The following is a 26,890-nucleotide window of genomic DNA, read 5'->3' as shown; positions in this document are numbered from 1 at the left end:
AGCTATGAGAGAGAATCATGTGCGTGAATCATCGATCTTACACGAGCGTCGCAGCTTTCTTGTCGCATCCGCGGGAGCCGTCGCCTGGTTGGCGGCAGGCGGGCTCCCCAGAGTTTCGAAGGCTGCATCCCCCCATGTCTTGCCGCCGCTGCCTTATGCCGAGAACGCCCTGGCGCCGGTGATTTCGGCCAATACCATCGGCTTTCACTATGGCAAGCATCACAAGGGTTATGTGGACAACCTGAACAAGCTCGTGGCAGGGACGGAATATGCCGATTCTACTTTGGAAAAAATCATTCACGATACTGCCGGGAAGGCGGACCGGACTTCGATTTTCAATAATGCGGCCCAGGTTTGGAATCATACCTTTTACTGGAAAAGCCTGCGGCCCAACGGTGGTGGCGAGCCCCCGGCCGCACTGAGGCGGAAAATCGAAGCTTCGTTCGGCAGCGTCGCTGCTTGTAAAAAGGAGTTCGCGAGCGCAGCGGTTTCGCAGTTCGGTAGTGGCTGGGCCTGGCTCGTTCTCGATGGCGACAAACTCGAGATCATCAGGACGGCCAATGCCGACATTCCTTTGACGTCCGGAAAAAAGCCATTGCTGGTAATCGACGTCTGGGAGCATGCTTATTATCTGGACTACCAGAACCGCCGCGCCGATTATGTGAATGCCGTTCTCGAAAAGCTGTTGAACTGGGAGTTTGCTCTCCAGAACGCCAGCTAACGGGTGAAGGGGCGGCCAGCCGGGCACGTGAGGTGAGGGAGGGGCAACCCCGGCCGGCCGCCGAAAGGGACCCAAGCTACGCGAGACACCGAGGAGGATCGTCATGGTGTTTCCATTCCCTAACGACAGTTCAACACTCGTGTGTATCGGGATTATTTCCGGGATGTAGCCGGTTTTTCCGGTCTTTGTGGCGGGAAGGAGACGGAGAGGGCGGGGCGCACGGGGACGCCATAGTGTTGCCGGTCGAGTTCGGGGGCGGGGATCGTGGAGGGCCGCGGCGGGGTTCGAGGCAGGGAGCGGCCAGCTAGGGCGGCTGGCCGCTGGGGCACCGGTTCCATGGTTGACTGTCGATGTGGGCCGGGGAGTAGGCTTCGACCCACGATGCCAAGTAGATCACGAGGTTGTATCGGGAGTATTTCCCCAACGTTGCGGAGCGGACAGAGTCGGTCCGGTCCGTTCGGCGAGCGGCCCGCCACCGTTTTGCCGGGCATCGGGAGTGGGCCGGTAGGCGCAGCGGTCGTATCTATGGCATGATGCAGGGTTTCTCACACAAAACCGTCGGAGTCATTCATGCGCATCATGTTGCTGGGAAGCCCTGGGTCTGGTAAGGGTACGCAGGCCAAGTACCTCACGGAGCGTTTCGGCATCCCCCAGATTTCCACCGGCGACATGCTGCGTGCCGCGGTGCGCGAGGGTACGCCTCTGGGCATGGAGGCGAAGAAGATCATGGATGCCGGGCAGCTGGTGTCGGATTCGATCATCCTCGCCTTGATCAAGGAGCGTATTGCCGCGCCGGACTGCGCGAACGGCTTTCTGTTGGATGGCTTTCCTCGAACGATCGTCCAGGCCGACGCTTTGGCCGAGTTGGGCGTGACGCTCGACCACGTGGTGGAGATCGCGGTGGATGACGAGGAGATTGTCCGGCGTTTGAGCGGCCGGCGGGTGCATCCGGCTTCCGGGCGTACCTACCACGTGGTGTTCAATCCCCCAAAGGTGGAAGGCAAGGACGACGAGACCGGCGAGCCGCTGGTCCAACGCGAGGATGACAAGGAGGAGACCATCCGCAGGCGCTTGGAGATCTACCATGTCCAGACCAAGCCATTGGTCGATTACTACCGGAGCAAAGCGGCACAGGGCGGGGTGAAGTTCCACACCGTGCCGGGGGTGGGCAGCGTCGAGGCGATCCGTGACGCGGTGCTGGCCAGCCTGGCCTGAAGATGCCGCCGGAACCATCTTTGCATCTAGAAGCCATGAGCGGAAAAACCCTTTACGACAAGCTGTGGGACGACCACGTCGTGCATGTCGATGCGGACGGATCGTGCCTGATCTACATCGATCGTCATCTAATCCACGAGGTGACCTCGCCTCAGGCATTCGAAGGGCTGCGGATGGCGGGGCGTGTACCCTGGCGGGTGGATGCCAATCTTGCGGTGGCCGACCACAACGTCCCCACCGCCGACCGCGACAGGGGTATCGCCGATCCGGTGTCGCGCCTGCAGGTGGAAACCCTGGACAAGAACTGCGCCGATTTCGGCATCACCGAATTCGCGATGGACGACGTGCGCCAGGGTATCGTGCATGTGATCGGGCCCGAGCAGGGCGCGACCCTGCCGGGCATGACCATCGTTTGCGGCGATTCGCATACTTCGACTCACGGTGCTTTCGGGGCGCTCGCCTTCGGGATCGGCACTTCCGAGGTCGAGCACGTACTGGCCACGCAATGCCTGGTGCAGCGCAAGGCGAAGAACATGCTGGTCCGCGTCCAGGGCAAGCTGGCGCCGGGCGTGACGGCGAAAGATCTGGTACTGGCGGTCATCGGCCGTATCGGAACCGCCGGCGGCACCGGCTACACCATCGAATTCGCTGGCGAAGCCATTCGCGGTCTGTCGATGGAAGGCCGGATGACGGTCTGCAACATGGCGATCGAGGCGGGCGCACGTGCCGGCCTGGTGGCGGTGGACGAAGTCACGCTCGACTACCTCGAGGGCCGCCCGTTCGCTCCGGCGGGCGCGTTGTGGGAGCGGGCGGTCGAGGCATGGAAAGACCTGCACAGCGATCCGGATGCGGTATTCGACAAGGTCGTCGAGATCGATGCCGCCAGCATCAAGCCGCAGGTGACCTGGGGAACTTCGCCGGAACAGGTCGTGCCGGTGGATGCCGAGGTGCCCGACCCGGCCACGGAAGCCGATCCCGTGCGGCGGGAAAGCATGGAGCGGGCGCTGCAGTACATGGATCTCCTGCCGGGCACGCCAATCGGCGCGATCCGGGTCGATCGGGTGTTCATCGGCTCCTGCACCAATGCCAGGATCGAGGATCTGCGCGCCGCGGCGGAAGTCGTCCGGGGGCACAAGCGCGCTGCCAGCGTGAAGCAGGCACTGGTGGTGCCCGGCTCGGGTTTGGTCAAGCGGCAGGCGGAGCAGGAGGGGCTGGACAAGGTGTTCCTCGAGGCCGGTTTCGAATGGCGCGACCCGGGTTGTTCCATGTGTCTGGCGATGAACGCCGACCGCCTGGAACCCGGCGAGCGTTGCGCCTCGACCTCCAACCGGAATTTTGAGGGGCGCCAGGGCTATGGCGGGCGTACCCATCTGGTGAGTCCGGCCATGGCGGCTGCGGCGGCCATTCACGGGCATTTCGTCGACATCACCGAAGGAGGGCGCGCATGAAGCCTTTCAAGAAATTCACTTCGCGAGTCGTGCCGTTGGACCGCGCCAATGTCGACACCGACGCCATCATTCCCAAGCAGTTCCTGAAGTCCATCCGCCGCAGCGGGTTCGGTCCCTATCTGTTCGACGAGTGGCGTTACCTGGACCGTGGCGAGCCCGACATGGATTGCAGCCACCGTCCGCTCAACCCGGAGTTCGTGCTCAACCTGCCCTGTTACGCCGGCGCCAGGATATTGCTGGCCCGCAAGAACTTCGGCTGTGGCTCCTCGCGCGAGCATGCGCCCTGGGCGCTGGAGGATTACGGCTTCCGCGCCATCATCGCGCCGAGTTTCGCCGATATCTTCTACAACAACTGCTTCAAGAACGGCATCCTGCCCATCGTGCTCGACGAGGCCACGGTCGACCGGCTGTTTAGCGAGGCCGGGCCCGGCTTCGAGCTCACCGTCGACCTGGAGTCGCAGACCGTGGCGACGCCGTTCGGCGAGACCTTCCATTTCGACGTGGATGCCTCCCGCAAGCATCGTCTGCTGAACGGCCTGGACGACATCGGTCTGACCCTTCAGCATGCCGATGCCATCCGCGCCTACGAAGCCGCCCGCAGGAAGTCCGCACCCTGGCTGTTTGCCGTCCCTTGAAATCTCGAGTAATTCAGGTATCGCTTCAATGACTATCAAAATCGCTGTCTTGCCCGGTGACGGCATCGGTCCCGAAATCGTCGCCGAGGCCCTGAAGGTTCTGGACTGCCTGCGGTCCGACTTCGGCCTCGCGGTCGAAACCGAACACGCCCTGATCGGCGGCGCGGCCTATGATGCGCACGGCACGCCGTTCCCCAAGGAAACCCTGGAGCTGTGCCGGGCTGCCGATTCGATCCTGCTTGGAGCGGTCGGCGGTCCCAAATGGGAGCCGTTGGATTATTCGCTGCGGCCCGAGCGGGGGCTCCTGGGCTTGCGTTCGGAGCTGGAACTGTTTTCCAACCTGCGCCCGGCGGTGCTCTATCCTCAGCTGGTGTCGGCTTCGACCCTCAAGCCCGAGGTGGTCGCCGGCCTCGACATCATGATCGTGCGGGAGCTGACCGGCGGCATATATTTCGGCAAGCCGCGCGGTCGTCGCATCAACGAGGACGGAGAGCGGGAGGGCTACAACACCCTGGTATACAGCGAATCGGAAATCCGCCGCATAGCCCATAGCGCGTTCCAGATCGCCCGGAAGCGTAACAGGCGCCTGTGCAGCATCGACAAGGCCAATGTGCTGGAATGCACGGAACTGTGGCGCGAGGTGGTGATCGAGGTCGGCAAGGACTATCCCGACGTGGCGCTGAGCCACATGTACGTGGACAACGCCGCGATGCAGTTGGTCCGTAACCCGAAGCAGTTCGACGTGATGCTGACCGACAACATGTTCGGCGACATCCTGTCCGACTGTGCCGCCATGCTGACCGGCTCGATCGGCATGCTGCCTTCGGCTTCCCTCGCCGAGAGCGGCAAGGGGATGTACGAGCCCATCCACGGTTCGGCCCCGGATATCGCCGGCCGCGGCATCGCCAACCCGATCGCCACCATCCTGTCGCTGGCCATGATGTTGCGCTACAGCTTCGATGACGCGGTCTCGGCAGAGCGGATCGGGAAGGCGGTGCAGACGGCGCTGGATCAGGGTTTCCGCACGGCGGACATCGTCTCGGAAGGCACCGTCGAGGTCGGTACCGCTGCGATGGGCGATGCCATCGTCGCCGCCTTGCGCGCCGTCTGATCCGAACGCTTCCCGGAGAGAGGGACCGCCAACCGAATTTCACCGAACCGAGTCATATCATGAGCAAGACCTACAACGTCGCCGTGCTGGGTGCCACCGGGGCCGTCGGCGAAACGATGCTGTCCATCCTGGACCAGCGCCAGTTCCCGGTGGGTGAGGTATACGCGCTGGCCAGCAGCCGTTCCGCCGGTCAGCGCGTGGAGTTCCGGGACAGCCGGCTCAAAGTGTTGGACGTCGAGGAATTCGACTGGTCCCAGGTCCAGATCGGGCTGTTTTCGCCCGGCGCCTCGGTTTCTGAAATCTACGCGCCTCAGGCGGCAGCGGCCGGTTGTGTGGTGATCGACAATACCTCGCGATTCCGCTACGAGGACGACATCCCGCTGGTGGTGCCGGAGGTCAATCCGGAGAAGATCGCCGATTACCGGAACCGCGGCATCATCGCCAACCCCAACTGTTCCACCATCCAGATGCTGGTGGCGCTGAAGCCGATCTACGACGCCGTCGGCATCGAACGCATCAACGTCTGCACCTACCAGGCGGTGTCCGGCACCGGCAAAAAGGCCATCGAGGAACTCGCCGGTCAGGCCGCGCAATTGCTCAACGGCCGGCCGTGCCAGTCTTCGGTGTATCCCAAACAGATCGCTTTCAACGTGTTGCCGCAGATCGACGTCTTTCTGGACAACGGTTACACCAAGGAAGAGATGAAGATGGTCTGGGAGACCCGGAAGATCATGGGTGATGATTCCATTCGGGTGAATCCGACCACGGTGCGGGTGCCGGTGTTCTACGGTCATTCGGAGGCCGTGCACATCGAGACCCGTGACAAGATCACGGCGGATCAGGCGCGGGCGTTGCTGCGGAAGGCGCCGGGCGTCGTGGTGCTCGACGAGCACCAGCCGGGAGGCTACCCGACCGCCGTCACGGAGGCCGCTGGCAAGGACCCGGTGTTCGTCGGCCGTATCCGCGAGGACATTTCTCATCCGCGCGGTCTGAATCTGTGGGTGGTCGCGGACAACATCCGCAAGGGCGCGGCGCTCAACAGCGTGCAGATTGCGGAGATATTGATAGACAAGTATATTTGAAACATCAACTTTTATAATTCTTATCGACGACTCGCGGTGTACGGAGCGGAGAGGATCAGATTGGCGCGTCGGTCCCTGACGCTCATCGGCATCCTTGTTTCTCCCGGCTCCCATGCCCTGGGGGTCGGGGAACTCAGGTTGCAGTCCGCCCTCAACCAGACGCTGAAGGCCGAGGTGCCTCTCGTCGTTTCGGACGAGAAACTCGAGGACATCAAGGTGATGCTCGCTTCGCCGGAGGCTTTCGCCCAGGCCGGCATCGAGCGCCAGCAGTTCCTGTCGAGCCTGCGGTTTCAGGCGGAGCGGCGTGCCGACGGGAGCGGGGTGATCCGTATCAGCTCCCGGGAGCCCATCCGTGAGCCGTTCCTGAGTTTTCTCATGGAGGTCGATTGGCCGGATGGCCGGGTCGTCAAGGAGTTCACCGTGTTGGTCGATCCGCCGACCCCGGTCCTCCCCGACCTGGGTTCTCCCGGCCGGTCCGAGCGGGTCTCCCAATACCCGCGCGAGCCGGTGCCGCGTTCGCTGCATGCCGCGGACCATCCCGCTTTCCCTACCGCCGGTCGCGCCGGGTCCGCCGGCGAAATGTCGGAATTCGGTCCCGTAAGGCGTCGCGACACACTCTCTTCCATCGCCAAGGCCGTCAATGCCAACGGCGACCTCACTCCGGACCAAGTCAAGGTCGGCATCTACCGCGCCAACCCGGAGGCTTTCGTCGGGGGCAACGTCGATGCTCTCAGGCAGGGAGCCGTGTTGAACATTCCTCCGCACTCGGTACTGGCAGGGCTGCAGCCGGCAGACGCTGCCAGGGAATGGCGGGAATTGCGGCGGGCGGCGCGTCGCGGTGGCTCGGAAGATGCCCCCGTCTCCCCGCCGGCGACGTCGCCTCCCATGCCTCTGTCGGAAGGGGGAGAGGCGGCGGCCCACGGCTCCCGACTCAAGCTTCTTGCGCCTGGCGGCAAAGGGCAGGTTGGCGGCGCCGGCGCCCGGGAGGACATCGCCCTGGAGCTCGCCGAGAGCCTTCGTCAGGAAAATGAAGAAATTCGCGCCCGACTGGGGGCGCTCGAACAGCAGCTTTCCGCCCTTCAGAAACTCCTCGAATCGAAGGAGCAGCAAATCGCGGCGATGCAGGCTGTCGCCCCGGCTGCAGGAGCGGGCACCGGTGTCTTGCCGGCCGCGACATCTCCCCAGGCGGACGCGACTCCATCGCCGGAGCCGTCGCCGGTCGCCGAAACCGGCGCCGCAGCGCCTGTGACTGTGGTGATCCAGCCTCCGGCGGAGGCAACTGCGCCGTCGGAGGATTCGCCTGCCAATGGCTCATGGTTTTGGGGGCTGGGTGTGGGCGCCATCACGCTCGCGGCGGCGTTGGCCTGGTGGGCGAACCGGAAGCGTTGGCTGTTCGACCTTGGCCTAGGGCTGCCTTCGAGTCTCGATAGGTTGATGACCGGCAGCAAGGAATCTGCGGCGACGCGGACCGTTTCCGCCGCGGGTGTCCGCAGTCTGGAAGCATACGGCAACATGGTCAAAGGGGTGGACGCCGTGGAGCCGGTCGACCCGATCGCCGAGGCCGATGCTTTTCTGGCCAACGGAAAGCATGTCCAGGCCGAACAGCTGATGCGGGCTGCCGTCGCGGCCCACCCCGAACGCGACGAATTTCACCTGAAACTGCTCGAGGTTTTGTATCTGGAAGGGAAATACCAGGCGTTCGAGGAGCTGGCGGAGGAGTTGTCGGGCTGGCGCGAGACGCGGCCGGAACTTTGGGGGGAGGTATCCCGCTTGAGTCTCAAGCTGCGCCTGAAATCTCCTGTCCCGGCCGATGCTCCGGACGGTTTCCCCGATGCGGCCTCTGTGCCGGCGCTCCCGCCGCTCGCGGGCGAGACCGCTCCCGAGCCGCCACCGCCGCCTGCGGCCGCGGAACAAGTACCGCCGGAGGCCGTCGAGGCGGAGCTATCGGCCGGCGCTGCACATGGAGAGGAGGCTACGACCGAAGATATACCCCCTCTCGAGTTCGATCTCGCTGGGCTGGAACCGGCGGCGCGGGGTGGAATCGTGAAGGAAGAGCCGGAGATCGTCCATGACGCCGGCAATCTCATCGCTTATGAACCGGAGCCGTATGCCGGTTCGGCAGGTCCCCGGGATGAGTCCCTCGAGGCGCTACTCGCGGAGCTGGACGGTCTTGGCGAAAATGCCGAAAGATCTCCGGCACAGGAGACCTCCGCCCTCCTGTCCGAACCGCCGTTGACCATCGAGATCGAGGCGGTTCCGGCGCAGCGAAGTGAGAGAAGCGCCGGGGAGCCGGGTTCGAGTGCGCCTGGCCTGACACGGGAAGACACGGATCCGTATGGGGACATCACCGACATGGACCCGCTCGAGACCAAGCTCGACCTCAGCAAGGCCTATGTCGACATGGGTGACTCCGATTCGGCCCGCGAACTACTCGAGGAGATCCTCGCCGCGGGGAGCGAACGCCAGAGGGCTGAAGCTCGCGTGCTCATGGAGCGGCTGAGGGAGGGGCAAAGCCGGTAGTCGGGCGTTTCGTGGCACGCCGTACCGCCTGTCGGACCGGTCGCGGTCCTGAAGGTGAAAGGTTCATCGGGCGCAGCGCCGATAAAGTGGCAGCGGCTCGTCCGCGGCGGCTTGGTAAGTCACGCTGAATTCGTTGAGCAGAGGCAGCGCGGTTTGCAGGTTCGCATCGTACGTGAATTCGAAGGCGTTGAATCCCACGCGCCGCAGATAGAACACCTGGTCCGGGATGAGGGCTCCGCGCGCCCGCAGTTCACCGCGGTAGTCGTAGCGCTCCCGCAGCAGCCGCGCGATGGAAAAGCCGCGACCATCGCCCATGCTGGGGAATTCCACCACGACCAGCGGGAACTGGTCGAGTTCGCCGGCGAAGTCTTCCACCCGATCGTCTCCACTGAGACGCAGCCCCAAGGCGCCACCGTGGGCGGCCAGTTCGCTCTTCTCCCGCTTCCAACGTGCGAGCGAGACGGTGCAGGGGGCGGCACTCACCGGTTCGTCGTCGGCCAGGTGGTGCCAGGTGTCGGTGACGATGGCTCCGTCTTTAATGATGGGCATAGACGCGCTCCTGAAACGGGTTGATGCCGAGACGCCGCACGGTATCGAGGAAGGATTCCCCGTCCTGACGTAGCTCGATGTAGGTTTGCAGAATGGTTTCCACGGCTTCGGCCACGTGGGTCTTGTCGATGGCGGGCCCGAGGCGCTCGCCGAGGGAGGCGTCATTGCTGGAGCTGCCGCCGAGCGTGAGCTGGTACCATTCCTCGCCTTTCTTGTCGACGCCCAGGATGCCGATGTGGCCGACGCTTTGATGGGCGCAGCCATTCATGCAGCCGGAGATGTTGATCCGCAGGTCGCCGAGGTCGTGCAGATAGTCGAGATCGTCGATGCGCGAATAGATGTCTTCCGCCACCGAGATCGAACTGGCATTGGCCAGCGAGCAATAATCCAGACCGGGGCAGCAGATCATGTCAGTCGCCTTGCCGATGTTGGGCGTCGCCAAGCCGATGGAGTCCAGGCGCTGCCAGAGTTCGTGCAGGTCGTCCTGATGCACATCCGCGAACACCAGGTTCTGGGTGTGGGTGGCGCGGACCTCGCCGAAGCTGTAACGCTCCGCGAGGTCGGCCACGGCATCCAACTGGGTGTCGGCGACATCACCCGGCGGCACGCCGCGGGCTTTCAGCGAAAGGAATACCGCCCGGTAACCGGGGATCTTGTGCGGCGTGGTGTTGTTCCTCAGCCAGACGGCGAAGCGCGGGTCGGCCGCTGCTTGGGCGTCCGGGCCGGGACCGGCCACGGTCTTGTACTCGGGCGCCGTGAAATGCCTCCTCACACGCTTGATCTCGCCGGTGTCCAGCACCAATCGCTGGCGGATTTGCACCCATTCGGCCTCGACCCGACGGGTGAAATCTTCGATGCCGGTCTCTTTGAGCAGGATTTTGATGCGCGCCTTGTATTTGTTGTCGCGCCGCCCGAAGCGGTTGTATACGCGCAGGATGGCTTCCAGGTAGGAGAGGAGATCCGTCTTGGCGAGGAAGGGGCGGATGGTCTGGCCGATGATCGGGGTGCGTCCGAGGCCGCCGCCGACCAGGACCTCGAAGCCGGTTTCGCCCGTCTCGTTTTCGACCATCTGCAAGCCGATGTCGTGTACCTGGGTCGCGGCGCGGTCTTTCCTCGCACCGCTGACGGCGATCTTGAACTTGCGCGGCAGGTAGCTGAACTCCGGATGCAGGGTCGACCACTGCCGGATGATTTCGCAATAGGGCCTGGGGTCTTCGATCTCGTCGGGACAGACGCCGGCCAGCGGGTCGCTGGTGACGTTGCGGATGCAGTTGCCGCTGGTCTGGATGGCGTGCATTTGGACCGTCGCCAACTCCGCCAGGATGTCCGGCACGTCTTCCAGGCGTGGCCAGTTGAACTGGATGTTCTGGCGGGTGGTGAAATGAGCGACGGATTTGTCGTAACGGCGGGCGATCTCGGCCAGCTTGTGCAGCTGCCGGGACGAGAGCACGCCGTAAGGGATGGCGACGCGCAGCATGGGGGCATGACGCTGGAGGTACAGCCCATTCATCAGTCGCAAGGGACGGAACTGGTCCTCGCTCAGTTCGCCCTGGAGAAATCGGCGGGTCTGGCTGCGGAACTGGGCAACCCGTTCGTCGACCAGCCGCTGGTCATATTGGTCGTATTGATACATGGCGTGTTTGCTGTGGGTGTTCGCTTCGGCGATATCCTGAGTTTTTTGCTATGAAATCGACGATAACACCATCGCATGTCGGAGTCGACGCCTGCAGCCGGTGCATGGTGGTGGGGCTGAAACGGCATGCGCGCCGCTGGCGCGCCGGCGCCCGGTGGATTCGTCAGTCCGGATGTTCTTCTTATATAATCGCGGGTCGGATTTGGGAACAGGCGGGCCGCTCATGGAGCGGCCGCGTTTTTATTTGATTCATAACAATATAGAGGATCTGGCCTTGTTACGCGCATTCGTCTTACTGTCGCTTTTTCTGGGGCTGCCCGGGCTTGCCCTGGCGGAGGAAACCCGGAATCTCGATCTGACTGCAACCCATCGGGGATTATACTGTGTTCTGATCTTCGTCGTGGCCTATGCCTTCGTGATGACCGAGGAATTCACCCATCTTCGGAAATCCAAGCCGGTGATCCTGGCTGCCGGCATCATCTGGGCGCAGGTTGCTTATATGGCCAGCACCGCCGGCGTCGCTGCCGAGGAGGTGCACCGGGCGTTCGAGCACGACCTCAAGGAATACGCGGAACTGATGCTGTTCCTGCTGGTCGCCATGACCTACATCAACGCCATGGCCGAGCGCAATGTGTTCGAGGCGCTCCGGTCCTGGCTGGTGACCCGAAAATTCGGTTACCGCAAACTGTTCTGGATCACCGGCGTCATCACCTTCTTCCTGTCTTCCGTGGCTGACAACCTGACCTCGGCGCTGTTGGTCGGCGCGGTGGTGATGGCGGTCGGGGCCAAGAGTCCCAAGTTCGTCAGCCTCGGTTTCATCAACCTGGTGATCGCGGCCAATGCGGGCGGCGCGTTCAGCCCCTTCGGCGACATCACCACCCTGATGGTCTGGCAGGCGGGAAAGGCGGAATTCTTCGACTTCTTCGAGCTGTTCATTCCTTCGGTGATGAACTTCGTGGTGCCGGCTGCCTTCATGCATTTCGCCATCCCGAATGAATTGCCGGATTTCCCCGAGGAGGAAGTCGTCGTCATGAAACCGGGTGCCCTGCTGATCTGTGGCCTGTTCGTGCTCACCATATCGATCGCCGTCAGCTTCAAGCAGTTCCTCCATCTGCCGCCGTTCCTGGGCATGATGGTGGGCTTGTCCATCCTGATGTTCTACGGCTACCGTCTCAAGCTGTATTTTCCGGGCTCCAACGGCGACCGCTTCGACGTGTTCGCCAACGTCCGGGACGCCGAATGGGACACGCTGCTGTTCTTCTTCGGCGTGGTGTTCGCGGTGGGCGGCCTGGGCTACATCGGCTATCTGGAGCTGGCTTCCGTCGCCATGTATGACGGCCTCGGCGCGACCACGGCCAACATCATCGTCGGTTTGCTGTCGGCGGTGGTCGACAACATCCCGGTGATGTTCGCGGTGCTGAACATGAACCCGGACATGGACATCTACCAGTGGATGCTGGTCACCCTGACCGCGGGTGTGGGCGGTTCCATGCTGTCGGTGGGCTCGGCGGCCGGTGTGGCGCTGATGGGCACCTCGCGCGGCATGTATACCTTCTTCAGCCATCTGAAATGGACGCCCGCGGTGGCTGCCGGCTATGTCGCCAGCATCGCGACGCACTATTTCATCAACGGCTGATCGCCCCTGTCCGCAGGGCGACGGCAACAGGCCCGCGGCCGAACCCGCGGGCCTTTTCGCATCCGGCGTTCCCTATCCGTTGCCGCAATGCGGTCGATTCTGCCGGGGCGACGATTTTTCGACGTCGAAGTAGCAACCGGACAGGGCATCGTGGATTTCGCCCAGTTTGATCTGCAGATCGTCGATGAAACGATGCAGTTCGGTGCGGCGGCGGCTTTCCTCGTCTTGGACCCGGTCGATGGCCTCCACCAGCTTTTCGCGGACACAGCTGCCTTGCGGCAGACGGTCGAGCGCATCCAGCATGTCACGGAGGCAGAAATGGCAGGAACGGGGAAACAGGGTGTCCTCCAGGAGGAACTTCACCACCGAGTCGCGTCCGACGGCGGTCTGGCAGTGGCGCCGGTACATGTGGTAGGCGGTCATCGACTTCAGCACGCTCATCCATAGCAGGTTTTCGAAAGGCGTCACATCCTTGCCTTCCGGTGACAGGTCGACCCAGCGGACATCCAGTATGCGGGTGGTCATGTCGGCCCGTTCCAGATTGCAGCCGAGCCGCACGAATTCGTAGGCTTCGTCATGGCTCATGGTGCCGGCGATCAGGCCGGCGATGGTCTGTACGCCGACGATGATATCGTCGAGGTAGGCAAAGCGGCGTTTCGGCGACTCGCTGTCCGGTATGCGCGCCATCGCCTCGAGGTACAGAGCGTTGATATGCTCCCATCCTTCCCGCTGGAGGATGTCCCGGATGCTGCGGGCATTCTCGCGGGCGGCCCGCAGCGAGCTGACGATAGAGCCGGGATTGCGTGCCTCCGTGATCAGGAAACGGCTGACCTGGCTTTCGCCGCGACTGGAATAAAGCGTGGCGAACGTTTCCTCGCTCCCCGTGATGGTCAGCAGAGAATCCCAGCTGGGACGGATTTCCCGGGGCAGGTCCAACATCACGTTGGCGTTGGCGTTGATCATGCGGGCGGTGTTTTCCGCCCGCTCCAGATAGCGCGACATCCAGTAGAGGCTTTCCGCGACGCGCGACAACATCGCCATGTCAGGCTCCTTTTCCGTCGATGATCCAGGTGTCCTTGCTGCCCCCTCCCTGGGACGAGTTCACCACGGTCGAGCCTTTCTTGAGGGCGACGCGCGTCAAGCCGCCGTTGGTCACGTAGGTGTCCCGGCCGCTCAGCACGAAGGGGCGCAGGTCGAGATGGCGCGGCTCGGCCCGATGATCGACCAGGGTGGGTGCCGTAGACAGGGTGAGCATGGGTTGGGCCATGTAGTTGCGAGGATCGCGACGGATACGCTCGGCGAATTCCGCGCGCTCCTCCGGGCTGGCCGTGGGGCCGATCAGCATGCCGTAGCCACCCGATTCGTTGGCCGGTTTGACGACCAGACGGTCGAGGTGGTCCAGCACGTAGCGGCATGTCTCCGGATCGACGCAGCGGTAGGAAGGCACGTTGGGCAGGATGGGTTCCTCGTTCAAGTAATAGCGGATGATGTCGGGAACGTAGGTGTATACCACTTTGTCGTCCGCCACTCCGGCGCCGGGAGCGTTGGCCAGCGCCACCTTGCCCTTCTTCCAGGCGCGCATGAGTCCCGGCACCCCGAGCACCGACGCCGGGTTGAAGGCTTCCGGGTCGAGAAACAGATCGTCGATACGCCGGTAGACCACGTCGACCTTGTGCAGACCTTCGATGGTGCGCATGTAGACGCAATCGTCGCGGCCCACGACCAGGTCGTTGCCTTCCACCAGTTCGGCGCCCATCTGCTGGGCCAGGTAGGCATGTTCGAAATAGGCGGCATTGTAGATACCGGGCGTCAGCACCACGATCTGAGGATTGGAGACCGGCGCGAGCGATGCCAGGCACTGGCGGAGCTGGGCCGGATAGTCGTCGACCGGGGCGATGGCGTAGGATTCGAAGAGCTCCGGCAACACCCGTTTCATCACCAGACGGTTCTCCAGCATGTAGGACACGCCGGAGGGGACCCGCAAATTGTCCTCCAGCACGTAGAACCGGCCGTCCTTGTCCTTGACGAGGTCGGTGCCGCAGATATGGGCCCAGACGCCGAGCGGTGGGTCGATTCCCATACACTCGGGCCGGAAATTCCTGGAATCGGCCAGCAGGTCGCGGGGGAAGACACCGTCCCGGACGATGTGCTGAGCGTGGTAGATGTCGTCGATGAACAGGTTCAGTGCCCGGGTGCGCTGTTTCAGCCCACGTTCGACGCTCCTCCATTCCTCGGTTCGGATCAGCCGTGGAATGATGTCGAACGGCCAGGCGCGGTCGATGGAGCCCTCGTTCTCACAGTAGACTGTGAAAGTGATGCCCATGCTCAGGATTTCGGCTTCGGCGGCGGCTTTGCGTTCCTGGAGGTCGGTTTCGGAGAAGCCGTCGAGATGGTCGAACAGCGCACGGGCGATTCGACGGGGCATGCCATGCTCGTCGATCAGCTCATCGAAACATTCCGGATTGGGATAGTCTTGCAGTGCCAGGCTCATGATCGTGTTTCGATCCTTGGAAGCTGAAATCGTTTCAGAATGCCGACGGCCCACGGTGACGCCGAGAGCGGGCCTTCCTGCCGAAACACAAGCGATTTCCGGGCCATGCCGCGCCGTCTTCCGTCTCTCTTCCCCTGTGTCATGACCGGTGCCCCTTGGGGCGTGGGGCGGTCCCACCCGAGGCTGGGCGGGGTTGGGGCGCGCAGGAAACGCCTTGCGCCGATTCGGTGCAAGTGCCGGAATTCCCGGTGATCGTGTGGCGGCTTGAGATCGGGGGCCGTTTCGAGCTAGAGTCCTGCGGTTCCAGCGCGCAATCCTATGTTAAGGAAACCGGATGACTTATTGCCTTGCCATCAAGGTCGACCAGGGGTTGGTGTTTGCCTCCGATTCCCGTACCCATGCCGGCGTCGATTACGCCAGCGTCTACAGCAAGATGTACCGCTTCGACCTGCACAGCGACCGCTTGATGATCGTCCTGGCCGCCGGCAACCTGGCGACGACACAGGCCGTGATCAACCTGATACGACGCGATCTGGAAAATCCCGGAGCGCTCTACAACCTGAATACGGTGGCCTATCTGTACGATGCCGCATCCTACATAGGGGAAACCAGCGTGCGGGTTCAGGAGCAACACGCCAGCGCCATGCAACGCTGTGGTATCTCCGGTGAGGCCAGTTTCATCCTGGGTGGCCAGATTCAGGGGCAGCCGCCCGAAATCTACCTCATCTATCCGCAGGGCAATTACATCACGGTTTCGCCCGACAATCCTTATCTTCAGATCGGCGAAACCAAGTACGGCAAGCCCATCCTCGACCGGATGATCGCCCCTGCGACGACGCTCGAAGATGCGGCGCGTTGCGCCTTGGTCTCCATCGATTCGACCATGCGCAGCAACATCTCGGTGGGGCCACCGGTGGAGGTCGCCATCTACCGGCGGAATTCCTTTGTCGTCGGCCACTATCTGCATCTCGATTATTCCAGCCCGCTTTATGCATCGATCCAGAAACAATGGGCCGAGGGTATCCGCAATGCTTTCACCCTGTTGCCGCGGTTCGAGTGGGAAGATGGCGGATCGATCGGTTCAGAACAGAGCCAATAGGGTCAGCAGTCCGACACAGGCGCCGATCAGAATGATTTTCAGGCGGTTACGCATATACCAGGTTTTGGCCTTGCCGACCGTGTCCCGCCAGTAGTCCTCGATTCGCCGCTGGCGCTCGTCCCAGCCACGGGCAATCTTGCCGACCAGCATGCTGCCCAGCCAAGTCAGGACGCCGACCGCCAGCCAGGCCGTCAGGACCTGGGCGCCGCGCGGCGTGAGGCCGAGCACGGCTTCGAACACCGTGTCCAGCAGCATCTCCATGGCTTCGAGAAGGAGCTCCGCGGTATGCGACAGGATTTCCACGACGAGTTCGCCTTCGACGGCGATGACGAGCAAGATTACGAAAGTGACGAAGAGATAGAATTTGCCCGTGCGCATGAGTCCGAACTTATGCCGTCATGGTTGATGGAGGAGTCGAAAGATCACCGACCGCTCCGTGCCGCTACGGTCGGATCCATTGCGCTCGGATTTTAACCGTAAAATGGAGCTTTTTCCGTCAGGTTTACGGGGGATGCGATGAACCGGCGACAGCACGAGGCTGGTCAGCCGATACCGGCAGCGGAGCAGGGCGGTTGTCTGGCCGACGCCATCCGGCCGTTCCACGTCATGGCAATCCTGGCGCGCGCGAGGGAGCTGGAGTCCTCCGGGCGTTCGATCGTCCACCTCGAGATCGGCGAGCCGGATTTTCCGACACCCGAACCGGTGGCTGCGGCGGCGACCCGATTTCTGGCCGGCGGACAGGTGCGCTATACCCCCGCTGCCGGGCTGCCGGAACTGCGAGAGCGTATCGCGGCCTACTACGCCGAACGCTATGGGGTGGCGGTCGCGCCGCAGCGGATATTTCTCACCCCGGGCGCCTCGGGTGCGTTGTCTCTGGCGCTGGCCGTCGCCCTGTCACCTGGCCGGCGTGTGATGCTGGCCGATCCCGGCTACCCTTGTTATTCCAATTTCGTGCGTCTGTATTCGGGTGATCCGCATGCCGTGCCGGTGGGGGCCGAGCAGGATTTCCAGTTGAACGCCGCCTTGTGCCGAATGCACTGCGGGGGAGACGTTCCGGTGGCGATCAGTGCCTCGCCTTCCAATCCGACCGGCACGGTCATGCGTACAGGGGTGTTGCGGGAGCTGGTGGAATGGTTCGAAGCCGAGGGGGGCATCCTGATTTCGGACGAGATTTACCACGGGCTGGAATACGGCGGACGCGCGGTCAGTGCCCTGGAGTTCGGTCAGCACACATTCGTCGTCAACAGCTTTTCGAAGTATTTCGGCATGACCGGCTGGCGTCTGGGCTGGGTGGTCGTGCCGGAGGCATACGCGGCCGCCGTGGAACGGGTGGCTCAGAACATCTTCATTTCCGCGCCCACCCTGTCCCAGTACGCGGCGCTGGCGGCATTCTCGGAAGAAAGTCGCGCCGAACTCGAACGCCGCCGACGGGCTTTCGAGGCGCGCCGTGATTTTCTTTGGGGGGAACTGGTGAAACTGGGATTCGGAGTGCCGGTCGCGCCGTCCGGAGCGTTCTACATCTATGCCGACTGCTCGGCGTTTGCCGAAGACAGCGCGGAGTTCGCCGCGCGCCTCCTGGAGACGGCCGGCGTCGCGGTGACACCGGGCAAGGACTTCGGCGCCCAGTCGCCGGAGCGTTATCTGCGTTTCGCCTATACGGCCGACATTCCGGTGCTGCAGGAGGCGGTCGGACGGATTCGCCGTTTCGTGACCGGTTAAAAGGCCGGTATCAACGGCCCCGGCCGATTTCCTGCATCTGGGCTTCGATCCAGCGCTCGGCTCGAGCGGTGACTTCCGCCGCGTCGAGACTGGCGGCATCGATCGCTGGTCCGACGCGGACCTGGATGGTACCGGGGTACTTCAGGAAAGCGCGGCGGCTCCAGTATTCGCCGGCATTGTGCGCTACCGGCACCACCGGACAGCCGGCGCGGTGGGCCAGCATGGCGCCGCTGGCGCCGTAGTGTCCCTTCTTGCCGGGGGCGACGCGGGTGCCTTCCGGGAACACGACCACCCATAGCCCTTCTTTCAGCCGTTTGACGCCCTCGTTCAGCACCTGCCTGAGCGCCGCCGTCTTGTGCGCCCGGTTGATGGCGATGGGCTTGAGCGTCGCCATCGCCCAGCCCCAGACCGGCAGCCTCAGCAGTTCTTGCTTGAGGATGAAGACCAGGGGCGGGAAGATCACCTGCAGCGCGAGGGTTTCCCAGGCCGACTGGTGTTTGCAGAGGATGACGCCGGGCTGGAGCGGAATGTTTTCCCGGCCCTGGACCTGGAAGTCCAGCCGGCACACGATCCTCAACATCCAGAGATTGAACCGGACCCAGCGGTTGGCCAGAGCCCAGCGTACGCCGAACGAGAAAGGACGAGCAGCGATCATGCATGGCGCGATGACCAGCGTCGAGAGGGCCATGCCTGCGAAAAACACCGCCGAACGCAGAATGATCTCAAGTCTGGCTGAAAACGATGTGTTGTGCGGCTGCATAGAGGTCGGGGAAGGTGGGGACATCGAGTTCGGGATTCCGCTCCAGCGTGCGCATGCCCTTGCCGGTTTCGACCAGGATCGGCGCAGCGCCCGCCGCCGCCGCCGCCTCGATGTCGCGCAGCGAATCGCCCACGGCCGGCGTGCCGGCGAGTTCCGCATCGTATTTTTCGGCGAAGGCGTAGAACAGCCCAGGCCGGGGTTTGCGGCAGCCGCAGACGTCTTCGGGGCCATGCGGGCACAGGAAAATGTCGAAGATTTCGCCGCCGGTCTCCCGGACCAGGGTGCGCATCTTGTCGTGGATCGCTTCCAGCGCGGCGGGACTGAACAATCGGCGGGCAATGCCGGACTGATTGGTCAGCACCACGACCCGGAAGCCGTGGCGGGTCAGCAGGGCAATGGCGTCGAGGCTGCCGGGAATCGGGCGCCATTCCTCCGGCGACTTGATGTAGTGGTCGGAGTCTTCGTTGATGACGCCATCCCGGTCCAGGATCACATAGCGCATGTCATTGAGCCGGCTGCAGGGTGGAGATGTCGGCGACGTTCAGGAACAGCCCCTCGACCAGGGCCAGCAGCCCGAGCCGGTTGCTGCGCAGGGACACGTCCTCGCACATCACCATCACCGTGTCGAAGAATGCGTCGACGCAGTCCCGCAGTTGTGCCAGGCGACACAGCGCTGTGGTGTAGTCGCGGGCGTGCAGCAGCGGCAGGATGTCGGCGTGCGCCTTGCGGGCCGCTGCCAGCAGTGCCTTTTCCGAAGGCTCGATCAGGATCCGTTCCTCCGCATTCGCGACCACCGTTTCGCCCGATTTGCGCAGGATGTTGCGGATGCGTTTGTTGGCCGCGGCGAGGCTTTCGGCGGCAGTGAGGCCGCGGAATTCGCGTACCGCAGCGAGCCTGTCCAGGAAATCGGCCAGGTTGGTTGGCCGGATCGCCAGGACGGCCTCGAACTCGTCGTGGCGGTAACCCTGCTCCAGGCAGTAGCCGCGCAGGCGCTCGTAGATGAAGTCCAGCAGCGCCGAGCGGGTCGCCTCTGGATCGAAGCCATGGGGGAGCAGGTTCAACGCCTTTTCCAGCAGGACTTCGACATCCAGGTCGAGCCGTTTCTCAATCAGGATGCGGATGATGCCCAGTGCGGCACGGCGCAAGGCATAAGGGTCGCGGTCCCCGCTGGGGACCAGGCCGACGCTGAAGATGCCGGCCAGAGTGTCGATCTTTTCCGCCAGCGCCAGGATTTCGCCGGTGCGCGAAGCCGGCAGCGCGCCGCCCGACACCTTGGGCAGATACTGTTCCTCGATGGCGAGCGCTACTTCGTAGGGTTCTCCTTCCGCAAGGGCGTAATAGCGGCCCATGAGACCCTGCAGTTCGGTGAACTCGCCGACCATGTGGGTCAGGAGGTCGGCTTTCGCCAGCAGGGCGGCGCGCTCGACAAAGCTGGGATCCACGTTCAGGGACTCGGCAATGAACACCGCCAGCTGCTGCACCCGCCGGGTCTTGTCGAGCACCGAGCCGAGCTTGTTCTGGAAGGTGACCTGGCCCAGTTCCTCGACCCGCTCTTCCAGGGTGCGCTTGCGGTCCTGGTTCCAGAAGAATTCGGCGTCCGCCAGACGCGGCCGGACCACGCGTTCGTTGCCCTCGCGCACGAACTCGGGCCGGCGGCTGTCGATGTTGCTGAAGGTGATGAAATGGGGCAGCAGTCCGCCTTCGGCGTCGACCACCGGGAAGTATTTCTGATTGTCCTGCATGGTGGTGATCAGGACTTCCGGTGGCAGGCTCAGATAGCGCGCCTCGAAGCCACCCAGCACCGGCACCGGCCATTCGACCAGGGCGGTGATCTCGTCCAAGAGATTGGGGTCGATCAGCGGCTTGCCGTTCACCGTCGCGGCGGTTTCCACGGCGAGCCGCTCGATGCAAGCGCGGCGCTCGCCGAAGTCCGGCAGCACATGGCCTCGAGTAGTCAGCAGGCCGGCGTATTCAGTGGGATTCGTGATCTCGATCGGGTCCGGCGCATGGCAGCGGTGGCCGCGGGTGGTCCGGCCTGAGGCGACGCCGAGAATCTCGCACTCGACTACCGTACCGCCGTAGAGCAGTACCACCCACTGCACGGGGCGGACGAATTCGGCCAGTCCCGAGCCCCAGCGCATGCGCTTGGCGATGGGCAGCGCGGTCAGTGCCTGGCGGATGATATCGGGGATCAGCGCTTCGGTGGCTCGGCCTCGGACTTCCTGGATCACGCCCACCCACTCGCCTTTCTCGGTCTTCAGGGTGATGAGCTGATCGGTGGTGACGCCGCAGCTTCTGGCGAAGCCCACGGTGGCCTTGGTGGGCGCCCCCTGGGCATCGTAAGCCGCGTTCAGCGCCGGGCCGCGCCGCTCGATGGTCTGGTCCGGCTGGGCCGCCGCCAGTCGGCGGACCAGCAGGGCGAGCCGGCGCGGCGTGGCGTAGGCTTCGATGCCGGCATACGACAGGCCGGCTTTTTCCAGCCCGGCAGCCACGTGGTCCTTGAGCGCTTCGCTCAGCTTGAGCAGGGATTTCGGCGGCAGCTCCTCGGTGCCCAGTTCGAACAGAAGATCGCGGGTCTCAGCCATGAGCGTGCTCCTCCTTGGCGTCGAGCATCGGGAATCCCAAGGCTTCGCGGCGCTGGTAATAGGCTTCGGCCACGGCCTTGGCGAGTTCGCGCACCCGCAGGATGAAGCGCTGGCGCTCGGTGACCGAGATGGCCCGGCGGGCATCGAGCAGGTTGAAGGTGTGCGAGGCCTTCAGCACCATCTCGTAGGCTGGGAGGGGCAGCCCCAGCGCGATGAGCTGGCGGCATTCGCGCTCGTAGGTGTCGAAGGCGCTGAAGAGGAATTCGGTGTTGGCATGCTCGAAGTTGAAGGCCGACATCTCGACCTCGTTCTGATGGAACACGTCGCCGTAACGGACGATGCCCTGAGGTCCCCGCGTCCAGACCAGGTCGTAGACGTTCTCCACGCCCTGCACGTACATGGCGATGCGCTCCAGGCCGTAGGTGATCTCGCCGCTGACCGGCCGGCAGTCGAGGCCGCCGACCTGCTGGAAATAGGTGAACTGGGTCACTTCCATGCCGTTCAGCCAGACTTCCCAGCCCAGGCCCCAGGCGCCGAGCGTGGGCGATTCCCAGTTGTCCTCGACGAAGCGGACGTCGTGTTCGAGGAGGTCGAAGCCGAGCAGGCGCAGCGAGCCGAGATAGAGTTCCTGGATGTCGGGCGGCGAGGGCTTCAGCACCACCTGGAACTGGTAGTAATGCTGCAGCCGGTTGGGGTTGTCGCCATAGCGGCCGTCGGTGGGGCGGCGCGAGGGCTGCACGTAGGCGGTGTTCCAGGGTTCCGGGCCGATGGCGCGGAGGAAGGTCGCGGGATGGAAAGTTCCGGCGCCGACCTCCAGATCCAGCGGCTGGAGGATCACGCAGCCTTGCTCGGCCCAATAGCGTTGGAGGGTCAGGATCAGATCCTGGAAGCTCGGGGTTTCGGGGGCGTTCGACGTAGGCACAAGCGGTCCGAAAGGTTTTCGTGCGGGCGGGAATTATATCCGAAAGTATGGGGTCAGCCCTTGGGGCGCGCGGCCGACTTCAGCCGGAACAGGCCGGAGATGTCGTCGTCGCCGTATCCCCGGGCCATGAGTTCGGCGTAGTCGTCCCGGCTCCGGGTGCTCAGCGGCAGGGGGATTCCCAATCTTTCCGCCATCTCCAGGCAGATGTTCAGGTCCTTGTGGTGCAGGGACAGCTTGAAGCCGGGCTGGAAGCTGCCGCGGATCATGGTCTTGCCGCGTTTGTCCAGGAACCAGTTGCCGGCGGCGCCGCCGGAGACCACGTCGATGACCTTGTCCAGATCCAGATCCAAGGCTTGCCCGAATGCCAGTGCCTCGGTGACGGCCTGGTTGATGCCGGCGCACATCACCTGGTTCACCGCTTTCGTGGCCTGGCCGGCGCCGGTGTCGCCCATGTGCATGAGGCGGTTGCCCATTGCTGCGAGCACCGGCCGGACTTTTTCCACGGTTTCGGCCCGGCCGCCGATCATCAGGGCCAGGGTGCCGTCGCGGGCGCCCTCGACGCCGCCGCTCACCGGGGCATCGAGAAAATCGCCGCCCGCCTGGCGGACGGCCTCGGCGGCGCGGCGGGCGGTGGCCACGCCGACCGTCGAGCAGTCGACGATGACCGCGCCCGGTCGGAGTCCGGGTGTGAGGGCTGCGATCACCTCCAGCACATCGGCATCCGCCGAAACGCAGGTCACGATCACGTCGCAGGCCGGAGCCATTTCCGTGAGCGTTGCCCAGGCAGGGGCGCCGGTCTCGGCGGCGAATGCCCGGGCTTTTTCCGGCGTACGGTTCCAGACGCCGGCCAGCAGGCCCGCCCGCCGGAGGTTGCGGGCCATGCCCAGTCCCATGGCGCCGAGCCCGACGAAGCCGGTCTTCATGCTCATTCCTCCAGGTAGGTGTAGTTGCTGAGTCCCGCGATCAGCTCGCTTTCGTACTGCTTGCGCTGGTGCATCGGGATGTCGGCTTCGATCAGCTTCTTGCGGTAGGAACGTTCCAGTTCGTCAGGATCGATGTGGACATAGCGCAGCAGATCGTCGGCGCCGTCGCCCCTCCGGGTGTGGGTGAAGGTATAACCGCCCGCGCCGTCCAGTTCGACATCCACCGAGTGGGTGTCCCCGAACAGATTGTGCATGTCGCCCAGGATTTCCTGGTAGGCGCCGACCAGGAAGAAGCCTATCAGGTAGGGTTCGCCGGGGGCCGGCGCATGCATACGCAGGGTGTTCTCGATGCTCTGCCGGTCGATGTAGGCGTTGATCCGTCCGTCGGAATCGCAGGTCATGTCCTGGATCACGGCGCGGCGGGTGGGTTCTTCGCCAAGCCGTTGCAGCGGCATGACCGGGAAGATCTGATCGATCGCCCAGGCATCGGGAATCGACTGGAAGACCGAGAAATTGCAGAACAGCTTGTCGGCCAGGCGCTCGTTGAGCTCGTCCAGCACGGCCCGGTGGGCCCTCAGCCGGATGTCGAGACGCTGCTGCACTTCGTGGCAGAGGGTGGCGTGGAGCCGTTCGGCTTCTGCCAGCTGGTCCAGGCCGATCTTGCCTTGAACGTACATGGTCCGGGTTTCGGCGAGGTCGAACTCGGCATCGTGGTAGATGCCCAGTACCGATTCGCTGTCCACCCGGCGGAGCAGGTCCTCCAGGTCCTTCAATGGCTGGGCCACCGAGGCGGAGACCGGGCTGGCGTCATAGGTGGCCGCCTCGATGTCGACGACGTTGGTTACCAGCACGGCATGGTGCGCGCTCATCGCCCGACCGGCTTCGGTGATCAGGTCCGGCTGGGGCAGTCCCTGTTCGGCACAGAGTTCGGAGAAAGCCCGCACGATGCTGTGGGCGTATTCATCCACGCTGTAGTTGATCGAGCAGTCGCTGACCGAATGCGTGCCTTCGTAGTCGATGCCGAGGCCGCCGCCGACGTCGACATGATCGACCGGCGCCCCCAGCCGCCGTAGTTCCGCATAGTAGCGGCCGGCTTCGCGCAGGGCGGTCTTGACGTCATTGATGTTGGCCACCTGGGATCCCATGTGGAAATGCATCAGCCGTACCCAGCCGAGTCCTCCGGCGCGCTCCAGCCGTTTGAGGAACTTCAGGATTTCACCCGCGTGCAGGCCGAATTTCGATTTTTCGCCGCCGCTATTCTGCCATTTGCCGGCGCTGATGCTGGAGAGCCTGATCCGTACACCGAGCTGCGGGGCGATGCCGAGCGCTTCGGATTCGCTCACCACCAGTTCGAGTTCAGACAGTTTTTCGACCACGATGAAGACCCGCAGCCCCAACCGGCTGCCGATCAGGGCCAGCCGGATGTAGGCGCGATCCTTGTAGCCATTGCAGATGATGGTGCCGGACTCCGCCAGGGCAAGGATGGCGAGCAGTTCCGATTTGCTGCCGGCCTCGAGGCCGACGCCGCCGGCGCGGAGAATGTTCTCGATGACGTTGCGCTGCTGGTTGACTTTGATCGGGTACACCGGCGTATAGCCGGCTCCGTAGTGGTAGGCGGCCCGCGCCTTGCCGAACGCCGACGTCAGAAGGCGGACCCGGTCGTGCAGGATGTGGGGAAAGCGCATCAGCACGGGCAAGGACAATCCCTCGGCACGGACGCCGCGGGCAATGGCGGCGATGCTTACGCCTCCCTCGACGCTTCCCCGCTGCGGACAGACCACGACTTCGCCCTCCGGCGCGATGTTGAAATACCCATCGCTCCAGTGCTCGATGGCGTAAGTGTCGCGGGCGTCGCTCAGCGTCCAGTTCGCTTTTGTCATGGGGACTGTCTTTCAAAAACCTCCAATTATGGGGAGAATGCGACATTTTTTCCACGCAGGAGGAGTTCCATGTGCGACGCACAGGACTGGTTTACCGAATCCTATCCCGATAATGGCAGTGCGCTGTCGCTGAAAGTCAGGGCTAAGCTGCACGAGGAGCAGACACCCTTCCAGCGCATCGAGATCTACGATACCGAATCGTTCGGCAAGCTCATGGTGATCGACGGCTGCACCATGGTGAGCGACCGCGACAATTTCCTCTATCACGAAATGATGACGCATCCCGTGCTGTACACCCATCCCGCCCCGAAGACCGTGTGGATCATCGGCGGCGGAGACTGCGGCAGCCTGCGAGAGGTGTTGAAGCACTCTGAAGTCGAGAAGGCGGTGCAGATCGACATCGACGAGCGGGTGACGCGGCTGGCGGAACGGTATTTCCCCGAACTGTGCGAAGCCAACGGCGACCCCCGCGCGGAGCTGTTGTTCATCGACGGCATCCAGTGGGTGAAGGAGGCGCCGGATGGGTGCGTCGACGTCATCATCGTCGACAGCACCGATCCCGTCGGTCCGGCGGAAGGGCTGTTCAACGAGGCGTTTTTTCGCCAATGCCACCGCTGTCTGCGCACCGACGGTATCCTGGTGCAGCAGAGCGAATCGCCCCTGTTCCACCTGCCTCTCATTGCCTCGATGCACCGCATCATGCGGCAGGCGGGTTTTGCCCAGACGCGCACGCTGTTCTTCCCGCAATTCATCTATCCCTCGGGCTGGTGGAGCGCGACCATGGCGGGGAAGGGGGACCTGAACCGGTTCCGCGCGGATGCGGCGGAGGCGAAGCTGTTTCCGACCCGGTATTACAACGCGGACATCCACCGGGCCGCGTTCGCCGTTCCGGAATTTTTCGGCGATGCCCTGCGCGAGTTGGTCTGAGCGCATGACAGCCGGCCATTTGTCAAGATGCGATCGGTCCGATACCATTTGTCGCCATGGAAGCTGATCGCATATACGATTATCTGGAGCGGATTTCGAACCTCATCCGCATGGATGCGCGCCGGTCCGAAAGCTTCAAAGGGCTGCAGCCCGTGCAGCTCGAAGCCCTCCATTATCTGGCCAGCTGCAACCGCTACAGCAATACGCCGCTGGCCGTCGCCGAATATCTCGGACTGACCAAGGGGACGGTCTCGCAAACCCTGGCCGTCCTGGAAAACAACGGCCTGATCGTCAAGGAAAGCGATGCCCGCGACCGGCGCGTGGTGCACGTGCTGTTGACCGAGACCGGCCGGCGGCTGCTGGACGAGTCGATTCCGCCCCGCGTGCTGCGCGCGGCACTGCGCGCGATTCCGCAGGATCAGCGTCCGTTGCTCGAATCCGCCCTCGCCGGCGTGCTCCAGGCGATGCAGGTCGCCAACCGGCTCAAGACTTTCGGGGCCTGCAAGAGCTGCCGTCATCACATCGTTCTGGAAGACGCCAGCCGCCGATGCGGCCTCACCGGCGAACGACTGTTCGAGGAGGATGCCGAGATGATCTGCCGCGAGCATCAACTGCCCGCCGGGGATTGAGGAGGGCGGACAGCCGGGAAAGCTGTCCGTGTAGTCCTTGTTGTGTCGCCGGGGCTGCGCCGTTACAGCGCCTGGTCGCCCGTCTCGCCGGTGCGGATGCGGATCGCCTGGTCGATGGAAGTGATGAAGATTTTGCCATCGCCGATCTTTCCCGTGTTGGCCGCCTTGACGATGGCATCGACTGCCGCATCGACCAGCGTGTCGGCCACTGCGATTTCCAGTTTCACCTTCGGGAGGAAATCCACGACGTATTCGGCCCCGCGGTAAAGTTCGGTGTGGCCTTTTTGCCGGCCGAACCCCTTGACTTCGGTGACCGTCAGTCCACTCACGCCGATATCGGAAAGCGCTTCGCGCACGTCGTCGAGCTTGAAGGGTTTGATGATTGCAGTGATGAGTTTCATGATC

At 63.5% G+C, this 26,890-nt stretch carries 24 protein-coding genes; 12 read left to right on the top strand and 12 right to left on the bottom strand.

The features are described from left to right. Positions 1 to 4: 4 nt before the first annotated feature. The 7 genes from ACSHWJ_RS05050 to ACSHWJ_RS05020 all read left to right on the top strand — a co-directional run bounded on the left by ACSHWJ_RS05050 (position 5) and on the right by ACSHWJ_RS05020 (position 8,732). Positions 5 to 721 carry a superoxide dismutase gene (locus tag ACSHWJ_RS05050; protein WP_154656644.1) on the top strand — a complete coding sequence of 239 codons (717 nt, stop codon included), beginning with the start codon at positions 5 to 7 and terminating at the stop codon, positions 719 to 721. A gap of 570 nt (positions 722 to 1,291) precedes the next feature. Beyond that, a complete protein-coding gene (adk, locus tag ACSHWJ_RS05045; RefSeq protein WP_017366361.1) occupies positions 1,292 to 1,936 on the top strand; it encodes an adenylate kinase in 645 nt (214 codons plus the stop codon). Between the two features lie 35 nt (positions 1,937 to 1,971). Next, complete coding sequence (leuC, locus tag ACSHWJ_RS05040) at positions 1,972 to 3,384, top strand: 3-isopropylmalate dehydratase large subunit (protein ID WP_010961309.1); 1,413 nt, start codon at positions 1,972 to 1,974, stop codon at positions 3,382 to 3,384. Further along, entirely contained in the window at positions 3,381 to 4,019 is a 639-nt protein-coding gene (gene leuD, locus ACSHWJ_RS05035) for a 3-isopropylmalate dehydratase small subunit (protein WP_010961308.1), read from the top strand. The genes leuC and leuD overlap by 4 nt, the downstream gene beginning before the upstream one ends. 28 nt (positions 4,020 to 4,047) lie before the next feature. Continuing rightward, on the top strand, positions 4,048 to 5,130 hold the full coding sequence (leuB, locus tag ACSHWJ_RS05030; protein ID WP_218798009.1) for a 3-isopropylmalate dehydrogenase: 1,083 nt from the start codon (positions 4,048 to 4,050) through the stop codon (positions 5,128 to 5,130). A gap of 59 nt (positions 5,131 to 5,189) precedes the next feature. Next, positions 5,190 to 6,212, top strand: a complete 1,023-nt coding sequence (locus ACSHWJ_RS05025) for an aspartate-semialdehyde dehydrogenase (protein WP_218798008.1) — start codon at positions 5,190 to 5,192, stop codon at positions 6,210 to 6,212. Positions 6,213 to 6,272: 60 nt separating this feature from the next. Then, positions 6,273 to 8,732, top strand: coding sequence for a FimV/HubP family polar landmark protein (locus ACSHWJ_RS05020; RefSeq protein WP_282213290.1), 2,460 nt, complete (start codon positions 6,273 to 6,275; stop codon positions 8,730 to 8,732). Between the two features lie 63 nt (positions 8,733 to 8,795). Here ACSHWJ_RS05020 and ACSHWJ_RS05015 read toward each other — a convergent pair whose 3' ends face one another. Together ACSHWJ_RS05015 and ACSHWJ_RS05010 are read right to left on the bottom strand one after the other, a co-directional pair. Further along, positions 8,796 to 9,281 (bottom strand): DUF934 domain-containing protein, encoded by a 486-nt coding sequence (locus ACSHWJ_RS05015; RefSeq protein ID WP_218798006.1) that lies wholly within the window; start codon positions 9,279 to 9,281, stop codon positions 8,796 to 8,798. Further along, the gene (locus ACSHWJ_RS05010; protein ID WP_432539411.1) at positions 9,268 to 10,914 is read right to left on the bottom strand and encodes a nitrite/sulfite reductase; all 1,647 of its coding nucleotides are present in this window, start codon (positions 10,912 to 10,914) and stop codon (positions 9,268 to 9,270) included. The genes ACSHWJ_RS05015 and ACSHWJ_RS05010 overlap by 14 nt, the downstream gene beginning before the upstream one ends. Before the next feature lie 223 nt (positions 10,915 to 11,137). Between ACSHWJ_RS05010 and nhaD the strand changes: the two genes are divergently transcribed. After that, the gene (gene nhaD / locus ACSHWJ_RS05005) at positions 11,138 to 12,550 is read left to right on the top strand and encodes a sodium:proton antiporter NhaD (RefSeq protein ID WP_282213292.1); all 1,413 of its coding nucleotides are present in this window, start codon (positions 11,138 to 11,140) and stop codon (positions 12,548 to 12,550) included. A 72-nt stretch (positions 12,551 to 12,622) separates the two neighbouring features. On the opposite strand, the gene ACSHWJ_RS05000 is transcribed toward nhaD, so the two are convergent. Together ACSHWJ_RS05000 and ACSHWJ_RS04995 are read right to left on the bottom strand one after the other, a co-directional pair. Continuing rightward, the gene (locus ACSHWJ_RS05000) at positions 12,623 to 13,591 is read right to left on the bottom strand and encodes an alpha-E domain-containing protein (RefSeq protein ID WP_432539412.1); all 969 of its coding nucleotides are present in this window, start codon (positions 13,589 to 13,591) and stop codon (positions 12,623 to 12,625) included. Position 13,592: 1 nt separating this feature from the next. After that, on the bottom strand, positions 13,593 to 15,041 hold the full coding sequence (locus tag ACSHWJ_RS04995) for a circularly permuted type 2 ATP-grasp protein (protein ID WP_432539413.1): 1,449 nt from the start codon (positions 15,039 to 15,041) through the stop codon (positions 13,593 to 13,595). Positions 15,042 to 15,375: 334 nt separating this feature from the next. Between ACSHWJ_RS04995 and ACSHWJ_RS04990 the strand changes: the two genes are divergently transcribed. Further along, positions 15,376 to 16,140: a proteasome-type protease gene (locus tag ACSHWJ_RS04990; protein ID WP_218798001.1), complete on the top strand. Its 765-nt coding sequence runs from the start codon at positions 15,376 to 15,378 to the stop codon at positions 16,138 to 16,140. On the opposite strand, the gene ACSHWJ_RS04985 is transcribed toward ACSHWJ_RS04990, so the two are convergent. Next, positions 16,123 to 16,518 carry a hypothetical protein gene (locus ACSHWJ_RS04985; RefSeq protein ID WP_432539414.1) on the bottom strand — a complete coding sequence of 132 codons (396 nt, stop codon included), beginning with the start codon at positions 16,516 to 16,518 and terminating at the stop codon, positions 16,123 to 16,125. The genes ACSHWJ_RS04990 and ACSHWJ_RS04985 overlap by 18 nt on opposite strands. Before the next feature lie 138 nt (positions 16,519 to 16,656). On the opposite strand from ACSHWJ_RS04985, the gene ACSHWJ_RS04980 reads away from it, so the two are divergent. After that, positions 16,657 to 17,859: an aminotransferase class I/II-fold pyridoxal phosphate-dependent enzyme gene (locus tag ACSHWJ_RS04980; protein WP_010961297.1), complete on the top strand. Its 1,203-nt coding sequence runs from the start codon at positions 16,657 to 16,659 to the stop codon at positions 17,857 to 17,859. 10 nt (positions 17,860 to 17,869) lie between these two features. Here the strand turns inward: ACSHWJ_RS04980 and ACSHWJ_RS04975 are convergent, their stop codons facing one another. From ACSHWJ_RS04975 to speA, 6 genes are read right to left on the bottom strand one after another with little or no spacing between them, the layout of a single operon-like run. After that, positions 17,870 to 18,547, bottom strand: coding sequence for a lysophospholipid acyltransferase family protein (locus ACSHWJ_RS04975; protein WP_371129637.1), 678 nt, complete (start codon positions 18,545 to 18,547; stop codon positions 17,870 to 17,872). Between the two features lie 34 nt (positions 18,548 to 18,581). Next, positions 18,582 to 19,121, bottom strand: a complete 540-nt coding sequence (gene gmhB / locus ACSHWJ_RS04970; protein ID WP_017366347.1) for a D-glycero-beta-D-manno-heptose 1,7-bisphosphate 7-phosphatase — start codon at positions 19,119 to 19,121, stop codon at positions 18,582 to 18,584. 1 nt (position 19,122) lies between these two features. Then, entirely contained in the window at positions 19,123 to 21,204 is a 2,082-nt protein-coding gene (gene glyS, locus ACSHWJ_RS04965; protein ID WP_432539415.1) for a glycine--tRNA ligase subunit beta, read from the bottom strand. Continuing rightward, positions 21,197 to 22,126 carry a glycine--tRNA ligase subunit alpha gene (gene glyQ / locus ACSHWJ_RS04960; RefSeq protein WP_010961293.1) on the bottom strand — a complete coding sequence of 310 codons (930 nt, stop codon included), beginning with the start codon at positions 22,124 to 22,126 and terminating at the stop codon, positions 21,197 to 21,199. The genes glyS and glyQ overlap by 8 nt, the downstream gene beginning before the upstream one ends. Positions 22,127 to 22,179: 53 nt before the next feature. Then, positions 22,180 to 23,049 (bottom strand): NAD(P)-dependent oxidoreductase, encoded by an 870-nt coding sequence (locus tag ACSHWJ_RS04955; RefSeq protein ID WP_256996565.1) that lies wholly within the window; start codon positions 23,047 to 23,049, stop codon positions 22,180 to 22,182. Positions 23,050 to 23,051: 2 nt separating this feature from the next. Beyond that, positions 23,052 to 24,929, bottom strand: coding sequence for a biosynthetic arginine decarboxylase (gene speA / locus ACSHWJ_RS04950; RefSeq protein ID WP_017366344.1), 1,878 nt, complete (start codon positions 24,927 to 24,929; stop codon positions 23,052 to 23,054). 69 nt (positions 24,930 to 24,998) lie between these two features. On the opposite strand from speA, the gene speE reads away from it, so the two are divergent. Next, a complete protein-coding gene (gene speE, locus ACSHWJ_RS04945; RefSeq protein WP_432539416.1) occupies positions 24,999 to 25,856 on the top strand; it encodes a polyamine aminopropyltransferase in 858 nt (285 codons plus the stop codon). A 56-nt stretch (positions 25,857 to 25,912) separates the two neighbouring features. Next, positions 25,913 to 26,485 carry a MarR family winged helix-turn-helix transcriptional regulator gene (locus ACSHWJ_RS04940; protein ID WP_017366342.1) on the top strand — a complete coding sequence of 191 codons (573 nt, stop codon included), beginning with the start codon at positions 25,913 to 25,915 and terminating at the stop codon, positions 26,483 to 26,485. 62 nt (positions 26,486 to 26,547) lie between these two features. On the opposite strand, the gene glnK is transcribed toward ACSHWJ_RS04940, so the two are convergent. After that, positions 26,548 to 26,886: a P-II family nitrogen regulator gene (gene glnK / locus ACSHWJ_RS04935; protein ID WP_010961288.1), complete on the bottom strand. Its 339-nt coding sequence runs from the start codon at positions 26,884 to 26,886 to the stop codon at positions 26,548 to 26,550. Positions 26,887 to 26,890: the final 4 nt, after the last annotated feature.

This window comes from Methylococcus sp. S1M, assembly GCF_051295855.1.
Classification (GTDB): domain Bacteria; phylum Pseudomonadota; class Gammaproteobacteria; order Methylococcales; family Methylococcaceae; genus Methylococcus; species Methylococcus capsulatus.
This window is presented reverse-complemented; position numbering and strand designations above follow the sequence as displayed.